Raw genomic sequence first — 21,225 nt, 5'->3', positions numbered from 1 at the left:
ACGCTCCTTAGTCACATTCTGGCAGGGCCGGATTGGTCTGATAATGTTCAACCACATAATCGATAAAAGCACGCACCGCTGGCAACAAACCACGCCGCGACGGATACACCAGATGCAGATTGCCCGACGGTAAAGTCCACTCCGGCAATACAGTTTGCAGATGCCCTCGCCGCACCCAGGATTCACCCAATTGTTCGGGCAGCATCACCACACCCAATCCCTGGCCAGCGGCTTCGCGCAGCAAACCCATATCGTCACCCACCAACACCGGGTTATGGCGAACTGTCAGGTGGTTGCCATTGGCATCGGTCAGGTCGAATTGATAGCGGCCGTTGCCATACATCATCGACAAGGTTGGCCAATGGCGTAATTCATCGGGATCTTTGGGTGCGCCTAAGCGGGCAATTAAATCCGGATGGGCATAGAGGTGGCTTTTATCCGACGCCAAAGGCCGGGCGACCAAGGTTGAATCTTCCATGCGCATGCGCACGCGGAACGCCACATCAATCTGTTCGGCCAGCAAATCGACCGGCTGATTGGTGACCACCAGCTCCACCCTCACTTCTGGAAACTGTTTCATAAAGGCTGGCACCAGCGGGGTCAGCAACAGATGCGACAACTGATAAGGCGCGCTGACGCGAATGGTGCCGCGCGGCACCTCCTGCACAAACTGCGTCACCTGATCAGCCGCTTCGGCCGCAGCGAGCAATTCCTGGCAATGCACTAAGAAGGCCCGACCGACATCAGTGAGCGACAGCTTGCGCGTGGAACGGCGCAACAACTGCACCCCCTGACGCCGCTCCAATTCGCTGATGCGCCGGCTCAACGTCGATTTCGGCATGCCCAGCGCACGCGCCGCTGCGGTAAAGCCGCCGTGCTCCACCACCCGCGCGAACAACGCCAGGCTGGTGAGATCTTGCATCGATTGCATGGACATGGCCTCGCTCCATTTTGTTCCAAAAACTGAACAATAAAGCCAATATTAGGCTACTAATCGCAAAACAAGAACACCGTTATGCTGCGCTCCGTTCAACTTAATCAGGAGCTTGCCACCATGAACATTCTGCATCTCGACTCGTCCATCCTGGGCGACCAGTCCGTTTCCCGCCAACTGTCACAACAGGTAGTGACGCGGCTGACGCAAGACCATGCCAACGCCAAAGTGGTCTATCGCGACCTGGTTGCCAACCCGATCAACCATCTTGATCTGGGTGCCTTGTCAGCCAGCCAGATGCCCGCCGACCAACTCAGCGCCGAGCAAAAAGCCCAGCTGGCACTCACCGAAACACTGCTCGATGAATTGTTCGCCGCGGACGTCATCGTCATCGGCATGCCGTTCTACAACTTCGGCATGCCGTCGCAACTGAAAACCTGGATTGACCACATCACCGTGGCGGGTCGTACATTCAGTTATACCGAGAGCGGCCCGGTTGGCCTGGTGACCGGCAAGAAAGTGATATTGGTATCGTCTCGCGGTGGCGTGTACAGCAACAGCCAGACACCCGGACTGGACTATCACGAAAGCCATCTGCACGCCGTATTCACTCTGTTGGGCCTGGACAACATCACCAACATTCGCGCCGAAGGCGTCAAGATGGGTGACGAGTTTAAAGACAAAGCGCTGACAAGCGCCGGCGAGAAAATTAATCAGTTGAGCGTTGCTGCTGCCTGACGCAGCTCCCCACAACGATTTTCTGCAACCAAGTCATTTGCTCCGGGTGATCAGCACCCGGAGCAATTTTTCGACTGCCACTGTGCGGCAACCCGCATCTTTAAAATCGCCCGTTTTAAATCACCCTTTCAGGTGAAGACGCTGTCCACTTCACTTCGTTTAATCGCACCATCTTTTTCCCAGATGGAGTGATCATGAAATTTCCTCAAATAGCCTGGGCAGGTACTGCCCTGACGGCCCTGATATTAACTGGCTGTGATTCATCATCCGACGGTTCTGGCGGCAGCGCCACCATCAACGACCCGAACTGGAGCGCAGGTGCCGATACTTGGGCGTCCATTGCCATTCCGGATTTTGACAATAGAGCCAGTATCTTTGCATTGGTTCGCAACGACACCACCAACGTGCAACGCCTGCTCAGCGGCCAGCGCGGTGACAGTACCTTTACCTCGACGCAACTGACGACCAGCGCCAAGTACAACGACATCGCTGCCGTGCGAATTACCCAAAGCCAGGACGGTGAAACCAGAACCGATTACGCCATTGCCGCCTGCGCACAAGACGGCGCTGTAGCGCTGTTCTTAGCCAGTGACCCAAACCAGATTCGAACAACCTTGGCAACGGACGCTACCCGTTGCGCCAGTGTTGCCGTTGACCCGGTTAACTACAGCAATGGCGACGACCGTTTTTCATATCGCGTGGCTTATGAAACCACCAGCCCTAAAATCACTAACCTTTATATCAATGTCGATTTGTTCGCCAGCACCATAACCGGCAGGATCGTCTCACCTTCTTACACCTATACATACAGTGCCGGCTCATCCGGTGAATCAATTCGTGCCATCGAAGGCTATTTCTACGACGATTACCAAACAGCTCCGCTGTACGCGGTACAGAGCAACAACAATAACTACATTGAAATAAGAAAACCGCCGATGGGCAACAAGTCACTTTACTACAACAGCGCCGTCAACCCGTTTACCGGCGCGACAGAGAACTTTAACGTCACCGACCTGGTCCTGGTACCCGATCAAGGCCTCTACATGGTCAGCGAAGATCAGGGGCTGGTTGGCAACTCCATCAGTAGTTCCGGCGGCTATATCGTTAGCGACACCCAAAAACTCAGTGGCGACGGTGATCGCTGCATCGATGCGCTGGCGTGGGATGGCGAAAAACTCTGGTGCCACGACGCCACCAGCGAAGGCCGGCTGATCCGCTTCAGCCCACCGGCCATCAACTAAGCCGAACTGGAGGCTAACGCTCTCCAGTCAAAGCCTGACTGGCGTTATCGGACAGTGTTCGTAGCGCCAGACAGGTCTGATCACAATTCAAGGCTTTTTAACGTTCACCTTTTCAGGTGAAGACTGCGATTTCTTAACGGAATTTAATAACGAATCGAGTGGCTAAAACGATGACTCTGAATATGAAATTTTCTACTCCGTTGTGGCTCGGCATCGCCTTGCTGTCAGCCATTCTCTCTGGCTGTGGTGCCACCGATTCCGCTGGTGGTGACGGTGGCAATACCGTTTTATCAACCATCACCGACCCAAATGGTCGGCCGGAAACGGCATAATGATCGCGATCAGTGCACCGCGTAACGACAGTGACCATGCCATCTTCGCGCTGCAACAATTCGCCAGCAACGCACGCCTGCTGCAGGCCAAACGAGGTGACAGCACATTCAGCACCACAGATTTCACCAGCTTCGACAGTTATCAGGACATGGAGGCTTTCCGGATCGAACAGACTCAGAGCGGAGTGACCAAAACCGATTATCTGATCGCCGCCTGTGCCAATAACTCGAGCAGTGGCGCCAAAATTCAATTGTTCCTGGCCAGCGACACTGAAACGATCAGAACGACCACCAGCCTAAGACAGTGCAATGGCTTAGCCGCGCAAGTGAATGCAGCCGACAATAGCAATGTCGCACGTTTGTATGTAGTCGGCAGGAACGGCACCGGCCCGGTGATCGGCGTTTCCCTGATTACCGTCGACCTCTTTACCAGCAACAGCGCCAATCGGTTTACCGTCTCCAGCAACGTCGCAGACTTTAACGAATCCCGCGCCATGCAGAGCGTTACCACCGCCTATGACGATAGCGGTGATCCCTTTGCGATTGTTGCCAGTCGAGGCGGCAGCGGCACCAACAACAGCATTATTGAGCGGGCGACCTCTGCAAACGGTCGCACCAAACTGTTCGATTCGGCCACCAATCCCTTTACCGGTGATCAGTCTGCTTTCGACGTAGCCGGCATGGCCTGGGTCGAAGGCCAGGGCGCTTACCTGGTCAGCAGCGATCAAGGCATGATCGGGCTGTCCGAATCCGCACTGAACAGTGGCGGTACACCGTCCAGAATTAACGCCGCCGCAGCCAGCCGCTGTGCCGATGGCATTACCGATGATGGCGAGCGACTCTGGTGTCATGACGCCACCAGCGAAGGCCGCATCATCAGCTTCAGTTACCCCAGTATTCGCTAACCGTTCTCTCTCCCTTGACGCTTGCCCCGGTCACTCAAAAACCGGGGCTTTTTTTATGGCTCTAACACCGCAACACTGCGTTATGCCGACTCAATAACGGAGCTGACCATGAAGCGGTTTTATTGCCTGGTGTTATCGCTGTTACTGGTACTGGGCGCCTGTACACAATCGCCAACCCTCAATACAGAAAACGACGTCATCGACCGCAGCCTGAACGGCGCCGTCGAACTGGTGCGTGAATATTACGCCGATGTGAATCGTGGCGATTATCGCCGTGCTTATGATCGCTGGGGTGAAAACGGTCCACCGCAACAAAATGTTGCCGCCTTTGCTGAACAATTCGCGGATATCCGCAGTATCGAATTAAGCGTCGGCGACGACACTTTTATGGAAGGGGCAGCCGGCTCTATTTACGCCAATCTGCCTATCCAGCTGAATATTGAATCGAACGATGGTTCAACGAACATCTGGTCCGGCACCGCCATCGTCAAACGCGTCAACGATGTACCCGGTGCCAGCGACGCTCAGTTGCGCTGGCATCTGTATCGACTGGATCTGCAGCCAGACTAAGCCCGGAAAAATCACCTTTTCAGGTGAAGATGGACCGGCCTCAAGCGTTTCTAATGACGCCTAATAAAGAGTCATTTTCGCTTGAACCCCGCCCGGGATATGGCAACATCCGGGCCTTCGCCGGGCCAGAACCATGCTGCATATGCCTTTGTCGCACAATCACGCTGTTGAACATCAGATTCAGTGGCTTCGTTATCAGCAATTCAGCAAAGAACTGCGACCACGAGCGCTGTCGTCCATCCCGGCTTCGGCGATTCCGGTGCTGGTCTTTGGTCTGAGTGCACCGCTGTGGGCATTGGTGTTCTGGTTTGCTTGCCTGGGTATTGTCTCGGTGATTACCCTTGTTGCTCTGCAACATTTCCAGCGCTCTCCACCAACCGATCTGACACAGTTGAAACGCTGGCGTACCCAGAACCTTTATCTGGCAATCCTGTGGGGGCTGTTCTGGGCGACAGCGCCCTGGTTATTTTTTGGCTCCGCTTCGCAGTTCCAGGTGTTTGTCCTGCTGTCCATTTTAATGCTGTTTTCGGCAATGCCGTCGGTCACGCTGGGCGCCTATCCTTACCCGATTATTTACCTGGCATTTTTGGCGCCAACCGTATTGTCTTTTACCGCCCAATTTATCCTCAACAGTGAAGGGCGTTATTGGCTGATCGGACCGATAGCCATTGCTGTACTCACGCTATCGAGCCTGATCAGCCAGCGTAAACAGATGGAACACATGCGCTTGCGGGTGGAACTGCAAATGGCCAATCGCGAGGCTGAACAGGCGGTGGCCGAAAAGAACCGTTTTATTGCCACCGCCAGTCACGATTTACGTCAACCCTTGCAGGCAGCGGCGCTGTATAGCGGTTTGCTGAACGATCACAAAAACGGCCCGATCGACCCGGATATCATCGAGCGTCTGGATGACAGCCTGCATACCGTGAACGACCTGCTCAGTCACCTGTTCGATTTGTCCGCCATGGATGCACCGACGCAAAAGCCGGACAAGGTCGCCTTTAATCTGGGTGCCTGGATGCAACCATTGCTGCAACGCTTCACACCTCAGGCGGAACGCAAAGGCCTGACGTTAACGGCCACCGACACCGAAATGTGGGTCGAAACCAACCCGCAGATGCTTAGCCAGATTGTCAGCAACCTGCTCGATAACGCGCTCAAATACACCACCGAGGGTGGCGTTGAAATTAAGCTCGAACAAAGCGGTCATTTTTGTCTACTGAGCGTAGGTGACAGCGGTCCGGGCATCGATGCCGACCAACAGGCGCGAGTCTTTGAAGCCTTTTATCGCATCGCCGATGGCCGCGAAATAAAGGTGCAGGGTTTTGGTCTGGGTTTGTCGATCGTCACCCGGCTGTGTCAGCGACTGGGCATTCATTTGCAACTGGAATCGCAGCTGGGTTTTGGCAGCCGCTTCCAACTGCACCTGCCATTGGCATCGCAGAGCGCGATCAAACCCACCCAGCCTATGACCGATAACCACCAACCACCACCGGCGTTGCGGATATTGCTGGTAGACGATGAAGTTACGGTACTCAATGCGCTGTCGACGACGTTGGTGGGTTGGGATTGCGATGTCTGGACGGCACGCAGCGGCGAAGAACTGGAGCAACATCTGGCCACGGGTGAGTCCTTTGATCTGCTGATCACCGATGATGAAATCGACAGCCAGACCAACAGCGATAACGTTATTGCCCGCGTGCACGAACATCAGCCGGACGTACCGGTGGTGATTCTGTCGGGCAATACGGCGCTGGAGTGTCGGACGCGTCAGCGGGAAGGTGTTGAGGTGTTATTCAAACCGGTGCAACCGCAAAAGCTGGCTCAGGTTTTGTCGGCACTGGCGCGCACCGACGCCAACTTATCCAAGACGGCCTAAAGCAGCCCCAGGCGTTCGGCGATGCGCAGACAATCGCTGCGGTTGCGCGCATCGAGTTTGTCGTACATCAGGCGAATATGCGTCTTTATGGTGTTGGCACTCAGATGCAGTTGCTGCGCCATCTCGTCCACCGTCTGACCACTTTGCATCAAGCGCAAAATCGAACGCTGACGCGGTGACAGCAAATCTGTGCCGGCATCGTGCTGTTCGGTTAACTGACGCAACTGTGGTGTTGTCACCCAGCTTTCGCCATCGAGAATGGAACGCGCCGCCGCCAATAATGCCTGTGCTGGCTGATCTTTGGTCAAGTAACCACGCGCACCGGCCGCGCGTAATTGTTGCGCGCTCAAAGGGCTGGGATTGGCCGAACAGACCAACACCGCCAAACCCGGATTACGCTGCAGCAATAACTCACAAACGCTCTGGCCATGCAGGTCCGGCAAGTCCAGATCCAGCAGCACCAGGGTGATGTCTGCGCTCGTTGCCAGCTCGGTCAGGGCAGCATCGCCATTAGCAACCGTGGTCACTTTCAATTGCGGATCGAGGCTGGCGAGTGTCAGTGCCAACGCCTCAGAGAACATCTGATGGTCGTCAACAATCAACCATCGCTGTAGGGGTCTATCCATAAAAATGCCGTGATGTTATTTCCAGAGCGGAACAGCAATAAACTCACTGATAGGGTTAGCCTACACCAAAGTCATGAAAGCGTGATTACCCGAGGCAAAAAAATGACCGATGTCAGCGATGGATTGAGCCACCTGCCACACCAGCAAAGCTTGCTCAACCACTTTATGCAGACCTTCGAACCGGAACCCGATGTGGTCGCGGCCGTGCTGCTGGGTTCATTGGCCGGAGGCACTGGCGATCGCCTTTCCGACCTCGACCTGATGGTCTTCACCCGCAACGGTTTTCATCGCCGCAGTGCCGCAGCCCATCAACGCTTTGAACAGGCTTTCACCATCCTGTATCGACTGGAAGGCGATCACAATGAACGCGCCAGTTTTAAGAAATACATCTTCGACGATTGCACCAGCGCTGAAATTCACTGCGCCGATTTAAGTGAACCGTTCGAGATCGCCCAGCCTTATCAAGTCCTGTTCGACAAAGCCAATATCGTCGCCGAACGCCTCACCGATCAACCCGCCCCGGCGCATGAGGATTTTGCAGTCTATGAGAAGGGCGACGCTGGACTTATCTGGGAACTGCTCAGTTGCATCAAGTGGTTAAGCCGTGGCCAGACCGAACTCGCCAAAAGCTACCTAAAACGCTTGGCGGCAGCGCTGTAACCCAACGCAACTGAGTTCAATCCAGCCCCTTTTTACCCGGTGCCCAATAGGCCTTGGCATGCATGCGTTGATTGCTGACGCCATGTATTTTCAGCCAGCTTCGAGCGCGCTGAATGGATGACGCCTTGCCAGCCAAGATAAAATGCCCGCTGTGCTGATCCAGTTTCAGAATTTCTTTTTGCATTCGCTGCCAGTGGTTGTCGCCCGGTTCGCGTTGCACCAGCACGGACGATTGCACACCCAGCAGATCCAGAACCTTCTCACTGTTCGCCACCTGCCCGACCTCAAACAAACAGCGCAATTGCGACTGATGCGTTAACGCAGCAGCCAAACCAAAACAAGTTTCGTCACCGATCAACAGCAAGGTGCCTTCGCTGGTCGGTGCCTTCAGCGATTTTCTCGGCCCGAGCAGACGGTACTGTTCGCCCGGTTTGGCGTTACGCAGCCAATCGCAGCCGGGGCCAGCGTTATCGTGCAGATACGCCAGAATCTGAAAGCGGCCCGTTGCCCTATCCAAGTTAAAGGGTGTGTAGGTGCGCGCCGCCAGGCCAGAGCCAATGGCGATCTGCACTTTATCGCCCGGCGTCCACTGCGACGCCTTGCTCGGGTCGATGCTCAGATCGAGCAGACGAAAACCATCAGCCACCGGCGCCACCTGCTCAACGGTGACCGGGTCCAATACCCATTCTTTGATCAGTCGGGCAAAACGCCCCTCGGTTTTATCGGCTGGTGCGGGTTCGCTGTGCTGTGTCATAGCCATCTCCAAGTGCGTATCCGGCGCGCCACCGGGTGCACCAGACCGCCATCATCAAAATGTCACAGGCACTATATATCCATATCGCTCTGGCTAAATTGGGCAATAAAGCCATAATTATTTGCAATTCAGCCATAACGATTCACTGATGCCCTTTATCGAGAGTTTTGAACAAAAAGACGCCCTGCAATCGCCGGACGACATTGACGGCTCAGTCGTCTTCGGTACCCGGCTGCTGCAGCCCATCGTCAGCTTCGAGCTTGAGCCGCATCGCCATGAGCGCGGCCAGTTGCTGTTCGCGCTGCAAGGTGCCTTAACCTGTGACGTGGAAGACGGTCTCTGGTTGGTACCGGCGCACACCGCCTTGTGGCTGCCGCCTCAGGCGCTGCATTCGATCAAGGCCAGCGGCCCGTTGGAGGGTTACAACGTCTTTCTGGAATCCAAGCTGACTACCGAGCTGCCTTCCCACCCCTGCACCCTGGCCATCACCTCCCTGGTGCGTGAAGTGGTGGCCCGGCTGGCGCATTTTCCGGTGCCCTATCCGCGCCAGGGTGCGGCGGCGCGTTTGCTGGCGGTGCTCAAGGACGAAATTTCCAGTGCCACCATCGAACAGCTCAATTTACCAATGCCACGTGATCCGCGTTTGCAGCCGCTGGTCAGCCAGTTACTGGAGCACCCGGATGATCACAGTCCGATCAAGGTTTGGGCGCAGCGGCTGAACCTGAGCGAACGCAGCCTGGCGCGCATCATCAAGGCTGATACCGGGCTCAGCTTCGGCCGCTGGCGCCAACAGTGGATGGTGATGATCGCGCTGCGCCAGCTTTCCTGTGGCGCCAGCGTTAAACAGGTGGCGCTGGAACTCGGTTACGAAAGCGCGGGCAATTTCATTACCATGTTCCGCAAATTGCTGGGCTGTTCGCCCAGCCGTTATATGGCTCGGCAGGGCCAGGCGGTGATTGGTTGAAAGAGGCATCAATTGGCCAATACCTTTAGCTAAAAGTCACTTCACAAGCGCCTCGCTTTTGCTATTGTGGCGCGGCTTACCGCTTGTTCTGCGCCCCATTCCGGCGGCGCTTTTTTGGGAAAGGAATGTTCCATGAAAAAACTTCTGTTACTGACGCTGCCACTGGTTTTGGCTGCCTGCGCCAGCCAGAGCCCGAACCTGACGGACGTCGAAGCACCGGTTTCCGCCGCACAACAGCGTGCCGCCCAGCAAGCCGCTGCGGCACCCACGCGGCTGGCGCTCAAGCGTAAAATCGCCGTCGGCCGACTGTCGAACGAAACGACTTATGGCCGCAGCCTGCTCGGCACCAATGCGGGTAATAACATCGATCAGAAGATCACCGATATGTTTGTCCAGTCGCTGATCAACTCGAACAACTATCTGGTTTTTGAACGCCCGGATGTCGCTTTGCTGGAGCGCGAATCCGAGCTGTCTGGCCAGAGCGTCAACATCGTTGGCGTCGATACGCTGGTGATCGGTTCATTGACTGAATTCGGCCGTTCCACCACCGGCGAATCCGGCTTTTTGTCGTCCTCCAAACGCCAGGAAGCAACCGCGACTGTTGACCTGCGTTTGGTCGACACCCGCACCGGCCAGGTCACCGAATCGGTCACCGGCACCGGCTCATCGTCTACCGAAACCGCCAGCACCATGGGCTTTGGTTCGGTCGCCAGTTACGACGGCAGCCTGAACGACCAGGCCATTGGCGCGGCAGTGAATGCGGCGGTGGAAAAACTCACCCTGCTGATGCTGGAAAAACCCTGGTCGGCTGATGTGCTGGCGGTGGAAGACGGTCTGGTTTATATCAGCGGCGGTGCCAGCCAGGGCATTCGTCCGGGCATGGTGTTCGATGTGATGACCCGGGGTCGCCAGGTTACTTCGCAAACCACCGGCGGCATCATCACCTTGCCGGGTAACAAAATTGGCGAGTTGCGCATCGACGGCACCTTCGGCGACAGCGAACTGGAAGAAGGCGCTTATGGCGGTCTGATCTCCGGCTCCATCGCTGGTCAGGATCTGAATCAACTGGAAGTCCGGGAGGCCAACTGATGAAAGCATTCAACGCAGCACTGCTCGCTCTGGTCACGGTTGTCATGCTGGCCGCCTGTGCTCAGTCGCCAACACAAGTCACCACCACGGTTGATGATCGCCCACGCATCGCCTTTGAATTACCCGAAGGCACGTCGGCCAACGGCTATCAGGTGGTCATCGATGGCATCGAATACGGCGACATGAGCCAATACCTGGCGGGCACTCGTTCGGCCAGTGCGGTGCGGGTCATTACCGGTCGGCATGTGGTCGAAGTCTGGTACAACGGTCAGCGCAAACTGAACCGCGAAGTCTTTCTCAGTGACGGCGACACCCGCATTCTGAAGGTCACGCCATGAAAGGCGCGCTCTGGTTAATGGTGCCGGCACTGCTGTTGGCCGGCTGCGAATCCACCCAGTTGTACAACTGGGGCAGCTACGAAGAAGACCTCTTCGTCTACTACACCGAACCGAGCCAGCAGGAAGCGGTGGTCGCCGATCACGTCGAATTTCTCGACAAAGTGATGGCACGCGGCCAGACACCTGCTCCAGGCCTACTGGCCGAAGCCGGCACTTTTTATTTGCAGGCGGGCAACACCGAGCAAGCGCTAGAGTACTACCAACTGGAGTACGACACCTGGCCGGAAAGCCGCACGCTGATGGGTTCGCTGATTGAAAATCTGGGAGGCAACCAATGAGTTCAATACGTCTGTTATTGGCACTCAGTCTGGTCACCCTGCTTGCCGGTTGTGTCAGCTTTCCCTACAGCGATCCGTTAGCGACCTACCACGCGGTCAAACCCACCTCCATTCTGGTGGTACCGGTGGTTAATGAATCGGTCGATGTGCAGGCGCCCAGTTCGGTGCTCACCACCTTGCCAAAACTGCTCGGCGAAAAAGGCTATTACGTCTTTCCGGTGAACACGGTGAAAACCATTCTGGAATACGAAGGCCTCTATGAGCCGGCGGAAATTCATCAAATGGCTTCGAGTGACTTAGCCAGTATGTTTGGTGCCGACGCCATTCTGTACGTCACCATTCACGAATGGACCTCGCGTTATGTGGTGATTTCCACCACCACCGAAGTCGATTTTGAATACCGCATCGTCGATAAAAACGGCGTGGAACTCTGGACCGCTCGCGAAAACCTCAGCTACACCCCGCAAAGTGAAAACAACGGTGGCGGTATGGCCGGTTTATTGTCGTCGGCCATCAACGCTGCTGTTGAACGCGCCGCGCCCAATTATCTGCCGCTGACGCGCGAAGCCAATGCGCAGGCATTTAACTACGGTTATACGCCGTTACCGCCCGGGCCTTACTCGCATTATTACGACAGTTACTACCAGCAGTTGGCCGAAGAGAAAGCCGCGGCTGAAGCTGAGTAACAGCTGAGATCGAAACCAATAAAACCGGGCGATGCCCGGTTTTTTTATAACTGCATCATGCATTGGCATGCTGAGTCCAATCAGATCAATACGTCAAATACCCCACCCCTCCCCGCCAATCACCCACTAGGCCGACCTGCCCGGCTCGCCCAACATCGGCTGTGCTGATGCCTTCAGTGAACCCGTTCACAAAAACGCTCGGGTTCTAACGAATCGCTGATCCGTTTCCTACCTAAAAAGAGCAAGGGGAGTCCTAACATGAATACCAAGCATTTATTGCCCGGCCTGGCGCTGGGTTTGAGTGCGGTCATTGGCGGCAACGCCCTGGCCGAAGATCCGATTAAAGTCGGCGTTTTGCATTCACTGTCCGGCACCATGGCCATCAGTGAAAGCACCTTAAAAGACACTGTGCTGATGATGGTGGAACAACAAAACGCCGCCGGCGGCCTGCTCGGCCGTCCGCTGGAAGCCGTCGTCGTTGACCCGGCATCCGACTGGCCGTTATTTGCCGAAAAAGCACGCGAACTGCTGACCGAAGAAGAAGTCGATGTCATCTTCGGTGCCTGGACCTCGGTATCACGCAAATCGGTATTGCCGGTGGTCGAAGAACTGAACGGCCTGATGTTCTACCCGGTTCAGTACGAAGGTGAAGAATCTTCCGAAAACATTTTCTACACCGGTGCAGCGCCAAACCAGCAAGCCATTCCTGCGGTCGATTATCTGATGAACGACCTGGGTATTGAGCGTTGGGTTTTGGCCGGTACCGATTACGTTTATCCGCGTACCACCAACAAAATTCTCGAAGCTTATTTGATGGATCATGGCGTTGCTGAAGAAGACATCATGATCAACTACACACCGTTCAGCCATTCCGATTGGCAGTCGATTGTGTCTGACATCAAAGAATTCGGCAGCGCCGGCAAACCGACCGCAGTGGTTTCTACCATCAACGGTGATGCCAACGTGCCGTTCTATCGCGAACTGGGTAACCAGAATATCGATTCTTTCGAAATCCCGGTGGTTGCTTTCTCGGTCGGTGAAGAAGAACTGTCCGGTATCGACACCGGTCCGTTGGTCGGCCACCTGGCTGCCTGGAACTATTTCCAAAGCGTCGACAGCGATGCCAACGATGAATTTATTGCCGCCTGGCATGAGTTCACCGGCGACGACAGCCGCGTCACCAACGACCCCATGGAAGCCACCTACATCGGTTTCAAAATGTGGGTGCAAGCGGTTGAACAAGCCGGCACCACCGATGTGGATGCGGTAGAAGCGGCGATGATCGGCCAGGAAGTACCGAACCTGACTGGCGGCATGGCGGTGATGAACGCCAACCACCACCTGAGCAAGCCAGTATTGATTGGTGAGATTCAGGATGACGGCCAGTTCGAAGTGGTATGGAGCACCGATGGCGTCGTCGCCGGTGATGCCTGGTCCGACTTCCTGCCGGATTCAAAAATGCTCATCGCCGACTGGACCAACCCGATTCACTGCGGCAACTACAACACCGAAACCGAAACCTGCTCGGGACAGAACTACTGAGTTTTTAAGCCCGACTCTCTCGTTTACGGGCGACTCAGTCGCCCGCTTTTTTGCTCTACTTGGAGGTTTCGCCGTGAGACGTTTTTGCCTTTGGGTCGCACTTTGGTTGTTGACCAGTTCGGCGTTGGCCGAGTCGCTGTTTGAACAACGCCTCGGTGAATTGACCGAAGCCAGCCTGGCTGAAACCCAGTCGTTATTGGAGACGTTGGAAGCCGAAGGCGACCCGCGTTTATTGCCATTGTTCGATGCCTTGTTTAACGGCAACCTCTATTACAGCGATGCCGATCAAACTCTGGTTGCCGCCGATCCCGCTTCCGGCTCGGCGCCCTTTACCGGCATTCTCAGTGGCGAGGTTATCGCCTCGTTAAGTGAAGAGGATGTCACCAAGGTACGCGTTAATAATCGTCTGCGCCGCTACCTGAATGACTCCTTGGCGCGCTTAAAACTCACCGCACCCGACCCGGCTATTCGCGAAGCCGCCGTCTATGAATTACTGACCCAACTCAACGCCGACACCGTTGCGCAACTCGATGCGCTGCGTGCCAACGAACAGAATGCCAAAGTTCAGCAAGCGCTCAATACCGCGCTGAATTTATACACCGCTCAAAGCAGCGAGGCGGTGGGCGAGCGCGTACAAGCCATCGATGAACTCAGCGACAGTTTGCAAAACACCGTGCGCAATGAACTGGCGCGTTTGGCAGAAGATGAAGACGCACCGGCAGCGGTGCAAAGCGCCGCAGCACAATCATTAAAAAGCATCGAGCAGAAATTTACCTTCTACAGCTATGTCGACCAGCTGTTTTTCGGCCTGAGCCTCGGCTCGGTGTTATTGCTCGCCGCCTTCGGTCTGGCGATCACTTTCGGCGTTATGGGCGTGATCAATATGGCGCATGGTGAAATGCTGATGCTCGGCGCCTACACCACCTTTGTGGTGCAACAACTGATGCCCAATGCGATTAATCAATCGATCTGGGTAGCGATTCCGATGGCGTTTTTAGTCGCCGGCAGCGTCGGCGTTTTAATTGAACGCTGCGTCATTCGCTTTTTGCATGGCCGGCCACTGGAAACCCTGCTCGCTACGTTCGGTATCAGCCTGATTTTGCAACAACTGGTACGCACTGTTTTCTCGCCCTTGAACCGACGCGTGATTGCGCCGGATTGGCTCAGTGGTTCCTGGCAAATCAACCCGGCGTTATCGCTGACCTATAACCGACTTTTCATCCTGATCTTCGCGCTGATTGTCTTTGCGCTGCTGGTACTGATCATGAAAAAAACCTCACTCGGCTTGCAGGTGCGTGCCGTCTCACAAAACCGTGCCATGGCTAAAGCCATGGGCATTAAAACCGATTGGGTCGATGCGCTGACCTTCGGGCTGGGTTCTGGTGTGGCCGGTGTTGGTGGTGTGGCATTAAGCCAGCTCACCAACGTTGGGCCGAACCTGGGTCAGTCGTACATCATCGATTCTTTTATGGTGGTGGTGTTCGGTGGCGTGGGCAATTTGTACGGCACTTTGGTGGCCGCGTTCAGCCTTGGTATTGCCAATAAATTCCTGGAGCCGATTACCGGGACGGTGCTCGCCACGACGCTGGTTCTGGTGTTTATTATTCTGTTTATTCAGAAGCGGCCCAAAGGCTTGTTCCCACAACGCGGGAGGGCTGCTGAATGAATGCCATCACGCATTTTCTCTCGCTTGGGCGCGCGCCCGGCAGTAAAACCCTGCCCTTCGTGGCGATCTTATTTGGCGTCACCTTGCTGGCATCACTGGGCAATCTGTTAATACCCGAAAGCTCGGCGCTGCATGTGTCGACTTACACCATCACCTTACTGGGTAAGTACCTCAGCTACGCTCTGCTCGCACTTTCGGTCGATGTGATCTGGGGCTATTGCGGCATTTTAAGTTTGGGCCACGGTGCCTTTTTCGCACTCGGTGGCTACGCCATGGGCATGTATTTAATGCGCCAGATTGGCGACCGTGGTGTTTACGGCAACCCCATCCTGCCCGACTTTATGGTGTTCCTGAATTGGGATGAACTGCCCTGGTTCTGGCTGGGTATGGATCAATTCTGGTTCGCCATGCTGATGGTCGTTTTTGTACCCGGCCTGCTCGCCTTTGTATTCGGTTGGCTGGCGTTTCATTCGCGCGTGACCGGCGTCTATTTGTCGATTATAACCCAGGCACTGACCTACGCCTTGATGCTCGCCTTCTTCCGTAACGAAATGGGCTTTGGTGGCAATAATGGCCTGACCGACTTTAAAGACCTGCTCGGTTTTGATCTGCAGTCCGATACCACTCGGGTGGCTTTGTTTGCCATCACCGCACTAATACTGGGTTTGGTCTATGTGCTCAGTCAGGCGATTTTAAAATCGCGTTTCGGCAAGGTGATTGAAGCCATTCGCGATGGCGAAAACCGGGTGCGTTTTCTGGGTTATCGCACCGAGCGTTACAAGGTCGGTCTATTCGTTTATTCCGCCGTTATTGCCGGCATCGCCGGGGCGCTCTATGTGCCTCAGGTCGGCATTATTAACCCTGGCGAGTTTGCACCGCTGAAGTCGATTGAGTTGGTGGTCTGGGTGGCCGTTGGTGGTCGCGGCACGCTGTACGGTGCGGTCGTCGGTGCGCTGCTGGTCAACTATGCCAAGACGCGTTTCACCGCCATCCTGCCTGACGGCTGGCTGTTTATTCTCGGCGGCCTCTTTGTGCTGGTTACCTTGTTCCTGCCCAAAGGTCTGGTCGGACTGGTGGGCCAGTTGCGCTCCCGTTTTAAACCATCGAAACCGACTGAGGAGCCAACCGCATGACTGCTCATCCTATGCTCGACCACAATCATGTCTGGCCGTTTTTAGCGCCGACTCAGGTACCGGTCGATGTATCGCATCAAGTTATTTTGTACGTCGAAGGTTTAAGCGTGAGCTTCGATGGTTTTAAAGCGCTGAACGATTTGAATCTCTACGTAAACGACGGCGAATTGCGCTGCCTGATCGGTGCGAACGGCGCCGGTAAAACCACCCTGATGGATGTCATTACCGGCAAGACCGCCTGCGATTCCGGCCGCGCTTTTTTCGGCCAGACCATCGACTTGCTGGCGCACTCCGAAGCCGAAGTCGCCCAGCTCGGTATTGGTCGGAAATTCCAGAAGCCAACCGTCTTTGAAGCTCAGACGGTATTCGACAACCTCGAACTGGCGATGAAGAGCCAAAAGGGTTTATGGCCCACCTTGATGGCCCGGCTGTCGTCTGCGGACATCGATCGCATCGACTCAGTGTTAAAAACCATTGGTCTCACCGGGCAACGGATGATGCTGGCGGGCAGCTTGTCGCACGGCCAAAAACAATGGCTGGAAATCGGCATGTTGCTGGTGGCCGATCCGCGCCTGCTACTGATCGACGAACCGGTTGCTGGCATGACCGCAGAAGAAACCGACCGCACCGCTGAACTACTGACCTCGCTGGCCGGTGAACGCACCGTCATCGTGGTCGAACACGATATGGCCTTTGTGCGCTCCATCGCTCGCACCGTCACGGTGTTGCACCAAGGCTCGGTGCTCGCCGAAGGCACCATGGACCAGATTCAGAATCACCCGGATGTCATCGAGGTGTACCTGGGGGAAGAAGCATGATTGATATTCGCGACCTCAACCAACTGTACGGCGGCACGCAAATCCTTTGGGATCTGAACCTCGACATCAAACCCGGTGCCTGCACTTGCATCATGGGCCGCAACGGCGTCGGTAAAACCACCTTGCTGAAGTGCCTGATGGGTTTATTACCGATCAAAAGTGGCGAAATCCTCTTTAATGGTGAATACATTCACCACCGTTCGGCTGAAAGCCGCGCACGTACCGGCATCGGTTATGTGCCACAAGGGCGGGATATTTTTCCGCTGTTAAGCGTGGAAGAAAATCTGCGCATCGGCTTGAAAGCGCGGCCGGATAAAGCCAAGAAAATTCCTGAAAAAATCTTCGAGCTGTTTCCGGTTCTGGCGGAAATGATGCACCGCCGTGGTGGCGATTTATCCGGCGGTCAGCAACAGCAATTGGCGATAGGTCGCGCCCTGGTGCTCGATCCGAAAGTGCTAATCCTCGATGAGCCCAACGAAGGCATTCAACCCAACATCGTCGCCCAGATCGGTGATGTTATTCAGCGCCTGCAACGCGAGGACGGCCTGACGGTCATTCTGGTAGAGCAGAAACTCGGCTTCGCCCGACGCGTCGGTCAGGAATTTCGCTTGATGGAAAAAGGCCGCATTGTCGCCAGTGACCAGATGGCGAATTTAACCGACGAGCTCATTCGCCAACACTTGGCGGTGTGACCATGAACAGCCGTGTCGACTTGCCAACCGCCGCCGTCGCCAGCCATTGGGATGCCTGGTTAAGCCTGGCTTTCGCCAGTGGTACTCGCGGCACGCGTCTGGTGCGCTGCCGGCATCAGGGCCCGCTCTATGTACAAAAAGCCTTCTACCCGGAAGGCGCCGACTGCGCTCACGTCTACCTGCTGCACCCACCTGGCGGTTTGGTCTCGGGCGATGATTTGCGCATCGCCATTAAGGTTGAACCGCAAGCCCATGCGTTGATTACCACGCCGGGTGCCGGCCGCGCTTATCGCGCCCGCAGCGATGGCGCGTTGCAATACCAACGCAACCAGTTAAGCGTTGCCGCCGATGGTGTTCTGGAATGGTTACCGCAGGAAAACATCATCTACCCCAATGCGCGGGCACGGCTGGATACCGACGTCGAACTCGACAATGAATCACGCTTTATCGGTTGGGAAATCACCAGCCTGGGTTGGCCCGCCAGCGCGCGTGATCTGGAAGCGGGCGAACTGCAACAACGACTGCAAATACGTCAGGCGGGCAAGGTGGTTTTACGCGAACACTTTGCCTTGCAACAAGCCAATCGCGATGCCGTCTATGGCAGCGCCGGCCTGCGCGAAAAAGCGATCAATGGGTTGCTGGTCGCCGGCCCTTTTGCACACGAAGACAGCGAATTACTGGATGAACTGCGCGCTTTATGTCAGCGCGAAGCATTGGCCGGTGTCAGTCAGGTGGGCCGTTTTATAACGGTGCGCGCCCTGGCAAACCGGGCGGAACCGGTGCGTGAATTATTTACCCGTTGCTGGTCGCATTTGCGGCCGGCATTGGTTGGCGTGCCGGCTTGCCCGCCGCGCGTCTGGAATACCTGAATAACCGTTTAGGTCGAGGAAATCGTTATGGAATTGTTGCCCAGAGAAAAAGACAAACTGTTGGTTTTTACCGCCGGCTTACTCGCCGAGCGACGCCTGGCGCGCGGCCTGAAATTGAATTACCCCGAAGCCGTGGCCTACATCAGTTTAGCCATTGCTGAAGGCGCGCGCGATGGCAAAACCGTGGCCGAATTAATGAGCGAAGGCAAAGAACTGCTCAGTGTCGATCAGGTGATGGATGGCATCGCCGAGATGATCGATGAAGTACAGGTTGAAGCCACCTTCCCGGACGGCACCAAGCTGGTCACCGTTCACCACCCCATAGCCTGAGGAGACGCCGATGATTCCCGGAGAAATTCAGGTCGCCGAGGGCGACATCGAACTGAATGTTGGCCGCAAACGGCTGACCTTAACCGTCGAAAACAGCGGCGACCGTCCGGTGCAAGTTGGCTCGCATTACCACTTCGCCGAAACCAACCCGGCGCTGCAATTCGACCGCACTGCTGCGCTTGGTTTTCATCTCGACATCGCCGCTGGCACCGCCGTGCGTTTTGAACCCGGGCAATCACGCACGGTCACTTTAGTGCCCTTTGTTGGCAAACGCATTGTCCATGGTTTTCGCGCAGAAGTGATGGGCGCGCTGCCGAAGGAGACCCAATAATGAGTTCGATCGATCGTCAAAGTTACGCCCAGATGTTTGGCCCGACGACGGGTGACAAAGTTCGCCTGGGCGATACCGATTTATGGATACAGGTGGAAGCCGATCACAGTCATTATGGCGACGAAGTAAAATTCGGCGGCGGTAAAGTCGTACGCGATGGCATGGGCCAGAGCCAGGAAAGCAACGCCACGGCGGTCGACCTAGTGATCACCAATGCACTGGTGCTCGATTACTGGGGCATTGTTAAAGCCGACATCGGTATTCGCGGCGGCCGCATCGAAACGCTCGGCAAAGCCGGTAACCCCGACATCATGGATGACGTCGATATCATCATCGGCCCCGGCACCGAAGTGATCGCCGGTGAAGGCAATATTGTCACCGCTGGCGGCATCGACGCGCACATCCATTTTATTTGCCCGCAACAAATTGAAGAAGCGCTGATGTCGGGCGTGACCACCATGATCGGCGGCGGCACCGGCCCGGCTACCGGCACCAAAGCCACCACCTGCACACCCGGCCCCTGGTACCTCGGCAAGATGCTGCAAAGCACCGATACCATGCCGATGAATTTAGGTTTTCTCGGCAAAGGTAACGGCAGCCAACCGGAGGCTTTGGAAGAGCAAATTATTGCCGGCGCTTGCGGCTTAAAACTGCACGAGGACTGGGGCACCACCCCAGCGGCCATCGACAACTGTTTAAGCGTCGCCGAAAAATACGACGTGCAAGTCGCCATTCATACCGACACCCTGAATGAATCCGGTTTTGTCGATGACACCCTCGGCGCTTTCAAAGACCGAGTGATTCACACCTACCACACCGAAGGCGCCGGCGGCGGTCATGCACCGGATATTATTAAAGCCTGTGCGCGCGCTAATGTGTTGCCATCGTCCACCAACCCGACGCGACCTTATACCGTCAACACCATCGACGAACATCTCGACATGTTGATGGTGTGTCACCACTTGGATGCGCGCATTCCCGAAGACGTCGCCTTCGCCGATTCACGCATTCGCAAAGAAACCATCGCCGCCGAAGATCTGTTTCACGACCTCGGCGCCTTCAGCATGATCGCGTCCGATTCACAGGCCATGGGTCGGGTCGGTGAAGTCATCACCCGCACCTGGCAAACAGCCGACAAGATGAAAAAACAACGCGGTTTACTGGCCGAAGATCTCGACCTCGGCTGCGATAATTTTCGTGCCCGTCGTTACGTCGCCAAGTACACCATCAACCCAGCCATTACCCACGGCATCTCCGCAGATGTCGGCTCCATCGAACCGGGAAAACTGGCCGATCTGGTGCTCTGGAAACCGGCCTTTTTTGGCATTAAACCGGCGATGATTTTAAAAGGCGGCATGATCGCCGCTGCGCCGATGGGCGACCCCAATGCGTCGATTCCTACACCCCAGCCGGTGCACTACCGGCCGATGTTTGGCGCTTATGGTCAGGCAGCGGCACAAACCTCCATCACCTTTGTCAGCCAGGCAGCACTCGATGCCGACATTAGCAAGCAATTAGGTTTAACGCGTCCGTTAGTGGCTTGCAAAAACACGCGCAACATCAGCAAAAGCGATATGAAATTGAACGACTGGCAACCGGATGTCAGCGTCGATCCGCAAACCTATGAAGTACGCGCCGACGGCGAATTGCTGACCTGCGAACCGGCGACCGAGCTGCCATTGGCGCAGCGATATTGTTTGTTTTAGCACAGGCAAAGCCACGGGTTCGGGTGCGACTTCAGTGACCGTCGGCAGCAGGGATGCTGCCGTCGAGCGTCCAGGGAAGGATTT

Annotated in this window: 24 protein-coding genes; 21 read left to right on the top strand and 3 right to left on the bottom strand. The window is 55.7% G+C overall.

The window, feature by feature from the left end; genetic code table 11:
- Window positions 1-7: 7 nt before the first annotated feature.
- Window positions 8-937, bottom strand: coding sequence for a LysR substrate-binding domain-containing protein (locus tag ABMA60_RS03785; RefSeq protein ID WP_392798930.1), 930 nt, complete (start codon window positions 935-937; stop codon window positions 8-10).
- Window positions 938-1,054: 117 nt separating this feature from the next.
- Between ABMA60_RS03785 and ABMA60_RS03780 the strand changes: the two genes are divergently transcribed.
- From ABMA60_RS03780 to ABMA60_RS03755, 6 genes are all read left to right on the top strand, one after another.
- On the top strand, window positions 1,055-1,672 hold the full coding sequence (locus tag ABMA60_RS03780) for an FMN-dependent NADH-azoreductase (RefSeq protein ID WP_392798927.1): 618 nt from the start codon (window positions 1,055-1,057) through the stop codon (window positions 1,670-1,672).
- Window positions 1,673-1,866: 194 nt separating this feature from the next.
- Window positions 1,867-2,913, top strand: coding sequence for a hypothetical protein (locus ABMA60_RS03775; protein WP_392798925.1), 1,047 nt, complete (start codon window positions 1,867-1,869; stop codon window positions 2,911-2,913).
- Window positions 2,914-3,095: 182 nt separating this feature from the next.
- Window positions 3,096-3,245 (top strand): hypothetical protein, encoded by a 150-nt coding sequence (locus ABMA60_RS03770; RefSeq protein WP_392798922.1) that lies wholly within the window; start codon window positions 3,096-3,098, stop codon window positions 3,243-3,245.
- Window positions 3,245-4,150: a hypothetical protein gene (locus ABMA60_RS03765; RefSeq protein ID WP_392798919.1), complete on the top strand. Its 906-nt coding sequence runs from the start codon at window positions 3,245-3,247 to the stop codon at window positions 4,148-4,150. Before ABMA60_RS03770 ends, ABMA60_RS03765 begins: the two co-directional genes overlap by 1 nt.
- Before the next feature lie 108 nt (window positions 4,151-4,258).
- Window positions 4,259-4,720, top strand: a complete 462-nt coding sequence (locus ABMA60_RS03760; protein ID WP_392798916.1) for a hypothetical protein — start codon at window positions 4,259-4,261, stop codon at window positions 4,718-4,720.
- A 133-nt stretch (window positions 4,721-4,853) separates the two neighbouring features.
- Window positions 4,854-6,599, top strand: coding sequence for an ATP-binding protein (locus ABMA60_RS03755; protein ID WP_392798913.1), 1,746 nt, complete (start codon window positions 4,854-4,856; stop codon window positions 6,597-6,599).
- On the opposite strand, the gene ABMA60_RS03750 is transcribed toward ABMA60_RS03755, so the two are convergent.
- Window positions 6,596-7,225 (bottom strand): DNA-binding response regulator, encoded by a 630-nt coding sequence (locus tag ABMA60_RS03750; protein WP_392798910.1) that lies wholly within the window; start codon window positions 7,223-7,225, stop codon window positions 6,596-6,598. The genes ABMA60_RS03755 and ABMA60_RS03750 overlap by 4 nt on opposite strands.
- A gap of 102 nt (window positions 7,226-7,327) precedes the next feature.
- Here ABMA60_RS03750 and ABMA60_RS03745 point away from each other — a divergent pair, with 102 nt between their 5' ends.
- Complete coding sequence (locus tag ABMA60_RS03745) at window positions 7,328-7,885, top strand: nucleotidyltransferase domain-containing protein (RefSeq protein WP_392798907.1); 558 nt, start codon at window positions 7,328-7,330, stop codon at window positions 7,883-7,885.
- Window positions 7,886-7,901: 16 nt separating this feature from the next.
- Here the strand turns inward: ABMA60_RS03745 and ABMA60_RS03740 are convergent, their stop codons facing one another.
- A complete protein-coding gene (locus tag ABMA60_RS03740) occupies window positions 7,902-8,639 on the bottom strand; it encodes a siderophore-interacting protein (RefSeq protein ID WP_392798904.1) in 738 nt (245 codons plus the stop codon).
- A 148-nt stretch (window positions 8,640-8,787) separates the two neighbouring features.
- On the opposite strand from ABMA60_RS03740, the gene ABMA60_RS03735 reads away from it, so the two are divergent.
- The 14 genes from ABMA60_RS03735 to ureC all read left to right on the top strand — a co-directional run bounded on the left by ABMA60_RS03735 (window position 8,788) and on the right by ureC (window position 21,141).
- The gene (locus tag ABMA60_RS03735) at window positions 8,788-9,603 is read left to right on the top strand and encodes an AraC family transcriptional regulator (protein ID WP_392798901.1); all 816 of its coding nucleotides are present in this window, start codon (window positions 8,788-8,790) and stop codon (window positions 9,601-9,603) included.
- 132 nt (window positions 9,604-9,735) lie between these two features.
- A complete protein-coding gene (locus ABMA60_RS03730) occupies window positions 9,736-10,692 on the top strand; it encodes a CsgG/HfaB family protein (RefSeq protein ID WP_392798898.1) in 957 nt (318 codons plus the stop codon).
- Entirely contained in the window at window positions 10,692-11,030 is a 339-nt protein-coding gene (locus ABMA60_RS03725) for a hypothetical protein (RefSeq protein WP_392798895.1), read from the top strand. The genes ABMA60_RS03730 and ABMA60_RS03725 overlap by 1 nt, the downstream gene beginning before the upstream one ends.
- Window positions 11,027-11,368: a DUF4810 domain-containing protein gene (locus tag ABMA60_RS03720; RefSeq protein WP_392798893.1), complete on the top strand. Its 342-nt coding sequence runs from the start codon at window positions 11,027-11,029 to the stop codon at window positions 11,366-11,368. The genes ABMA60_RS03725 and ABMA60_RS03720 overlap by 4 nt, the downstream gene beginning before the upstream one ends.
- Window positions 11,365-12,054, top strand: coding sequence for a DUF799 domain-containing protein (locus ABMA60_RS03715; protein WP_392798890.1), 690 nt, complete (start codon window positions 11,365-11,367; stop codon window positions 12,052-12,054). The genes ABMA60_RS03720 and ABMA60_RS03715 overlap by 4 nt, the downstream gene beginning before the upstream one ends.
- A 258-nt stretch (window positions 12,055-12,312) precedes the next feature.
- On the top strand, window positions 12,313-13,596 hold the full coding sequence (gene urtA / locus ABMA60_RS03710) for an urea ABC transporter substrate-binding protein (RefSeq protein ID WP_392798887.1): 1,284 nt from the start codon (window positions 12,313-12,315) through the stop codon (window positions 13,594-13,596).
- A gap of 73 nt (window positions 13,597-13,669) precedes the next feature.
- Window positions 13,670-15,262, top strand: coding sequence for an urea ABC transporter permease subunit UrtB (gene urtB / locus ABMA60_RS03705; RefSeq protein WP_392798885.1), 1,593 nt, complete (start codon window positions 13,670-13,672; stop codon window positions 15,260-15,262).
- Window positions 15,259-16,395, top strand: a complete 1,137-nt coding sequence (gene urtC / locus ABMA60_RS03700; RefSeq protein WP_392798883.1) for an urea ABC transporter permease subunit UrtC — start codon at window positions 15,259-15,261, stop codon at window positions 16,393-16,395. The genes urtB and urtC overlap by 4 nt, the downstream gene beginning before the upstream one ends.
- On the top strand, window positions 16,392-17,213 hold the full coding sequence (gene urtD / locus ABMA60_RS03695) for an urea ABC transporter ATP-binding protein UrtD (RefSeq protein ID WP_392798880.1): 822 nt from the start codon (window positions 16,392-16,394) through the stop codon (window positions 17,211-17,213). Before urtC ends, urtD begins: the two co-directional genes overlap by 4 nt.
- The gene (gene urtE / locus ABMA60_RS03690) at window positions 17,210-17,905 is read left to right on the top strand and encodes an urea ABC transporter ATP-binding subunit UrtE (protein ID WP_392798877.1); all 696 of its coding nucleotides are present in this window, start codon (window positions 17,210-17,212) and stop codon (window positions 17,903-17,905) included. The genes urtD and urtE overlap by 4 nt, the downstream gene beginning before the upstream one ends.
- Before the next feature lie 2 nt (window positions 17,906-17,907).
- Entirely contained in the window at window positions 17,908-18,774 is an 867-nt protein-coding gene (locus ABMA60_RS03685) for an urease accessory protein UreD (RefSeq protein WP_392798874.1), read from the top strand.
- Between the two features lie 27 nt (window positions 18,775-18,801).
- Window positions 18,802-19,104 (top strand): urease subunit gamma, encoded by a 303-nt coding sequence (ureA, locus tag ABMA60_RS03680; RefSeq protein WP_392798871.1) that lies wholly within the window; start codon window positions 18,802-18,804, stop codon window positions 19,102-19,104.
- 10 nt (window positions 19,105-19,114) lie between these two features.
- Entirely contained in the window at window positions 19,115-19,435 is a 321-nt protein-coding gene (locus ABMA60_RS03675; RefSeq protein WP_392798867.1) for an urease subunit beta, read from the top strand.
- Complete coding sequence (gene ureC / locus ABMA60_RS03670; protein ID WP_392798865.1) at window positions 19,435-21,141, top strand: urease subunit alpha; 1,707 nt, start codon at window positions 19,435-19,437, stop codon at window positions 21,139-21,141. Before ABMA60_RS03675 ends, ureC begins: the two co-directional genes overlap by 1 nt.
- Window positions 21,142-21,225: the final 84 nt, after the last annotated feature.

It is taken from the genome of Saccharospirillum sp. HFRX-2, assembly GCF_043196805.1.
GTDB lineage: Bacteria > Pseudomonadota > Gammaproteobacteria > Pseudomonadales > Natronospirillaceae > Saccharospirillum.
Note: the sequence above shows the minus strand (reverse complement) of the source record. Positions and strands in the feature narration are given on the sequence as shown.

Bases quoted from the DNA above. Each gene is read 5' to 3' on its own strand.
- ABMA60_RS03770 (WP_392798922.1), top strand. From the start codon at position 3,096: ATGAAATTTTCTACTCCGTTGTGGCTCGGCATCGCCTTGCTGTCAGCC.
- ABMA60_RS03685 (WP_392798874.1), top strand. From the start codon at position 17,908: ATGAACAGCCGTGTCGACTTGCCAACCGCCGCCGTCGCCAGCCATTGG.
- ABMA60_RS03725 (WP_392798895.1), top strand. From the start codon at position 10,692: ATGAAAGCATTCAACGCAGCACTGCTCGCTCTGGTCACGGTTGTCATG.
- urtE (WP_392798877.1), top strand. From the start codon at position 17,210: ATGATTGATATTCGCGACCTCAACCAACTGTACGGCGGCACGCAAATC.
- ureC (WP_392798865.1), top strand. From the start codon at position 19,435: ATGAGTTCGATCGATCGTCAAAGTTACGCCCAGATGTTTGGCCCGACG.
- ABMA60_RS03775 (WP_392798925.1), top strand. From the start codon at position 1,867: ATGAAATTTCCTCAAATAGCCTGGGCAGGTACTGCCCTGACGGCCCTG.
- ABMA60_RS03750 (WP_392798910.1), bottom strand. From the start codon at position 7,225: ATGGATAGACCCCTACAGCGATGGTTGATTGTTGACGACCATCAGATG.
- ABMA60_RS03720 (WP_392798893.1), top strand. From the start codon at position 11,027: ATGAAAGGCGCGCTCTGGTTAATGGTGCCGGCACTGCTGTTGGCCGGC.
- ABMA60_RS03740 (WP_392798904.1), bottom strand. From the start codon at position 8,639: ATGACACAGCACAGCGAACCCGCACCAGCCGATAAAACCGAGGGGCGT.
- urtD (WP_392798880.1), top strand. From the start codon at position 16,392: ATGACTGCTCATCCTATGCTCGACCACAATCATGTCTGGCCGTTTTTA.
- ABMA60_RS03730 (WP_392798898.1), top strand. From the start codon at position 9,736: ATGAAAAAACTTCTGTTACTGACGCTGCCACTGGTTTTGGCTGCCTGC.
- ureA (WP_392798871.1), top strand. From the start codon at position 18,802: ATGGAATTGTTGCCCAGAGAAAAAGACAAACTGTTGGTTTTTACCGCC.
- ABMA60_RS03715 (WP_392798890.1), top strand. From the start codon at position 11,365: ATGAGTTCAATACGTCTGTTATTGGCACTCAGTCTGGTCACCCTGCTT.
- ABMA60_RS03745 (WP_392798907.1), top strand. From the start codon at position 7,328: ATGACCGATGTCAGCGATGGATTGAGCCACCTGCCACACCAGCAAAGC.
- urtC (WP_392798883.1), top strand. From the start codon at position 15,259: ATGAATGCCATCACGCATTTTCTCTCGCTTGGGCGCGCGCCCGGCAGT.
- ABMA60_RS03780 (WP_392798927.1), top strand. From the start codon at position 1,055: ATGAACATTCTGCATCTCGACTCGTCCATCCTGGGCGACCAGTCCGTT.
- ABMA60_RS03765 (WP_392798919.1), top strand. From the start codon at position 3,245: ATGATCGCGATCAGTGCACCGCGTAACGACAGTGACCATGCCATCTTC.
- ABMA60_RS03675 (WP_392798867.1), top strand. From the start codon at position 19,115: ATGATTCCCGGAGAAATTCAGGTCGCCGAGGGCGACATCGAACTGAAT.
- ABMA60_RS03760 (WP_392798916.1), top strand. From the start codon at position 4,259: ATGAAGCGGTTTTATTGCCTGGTGTTATCGCTGTTACTGGTACTGGGC.
- urtA (WP_392798887.1), top strand. From the start codon at position 12,313: ATGAATACCAAGCATTTATTGCCCGGCCTGGCGCTGGGTTTGAGTGCG.
- ABMA60_RS03785 (WP_392798930.1), bottom strand. From the start codon at position 937: ATGTCCATGCAATCGATGCAAGATCTCACCAGCCTGGCGTTGTTCGCG.
- ABMA60_RS03755 (WP_392798913.1), top strand. From the start codon at position 4,854: ATGCTGCATATGCCTTTGTCGCACAATCACGCTGTTGAACATCAGATT.
- ABMA60_RS03735 (WP_392798901.1), top strand. From the start codon at position 8,788: ATGCCCTTTATCGAGAGTTTTGAACAAAAAGACGCCCTGCAATCGCCG.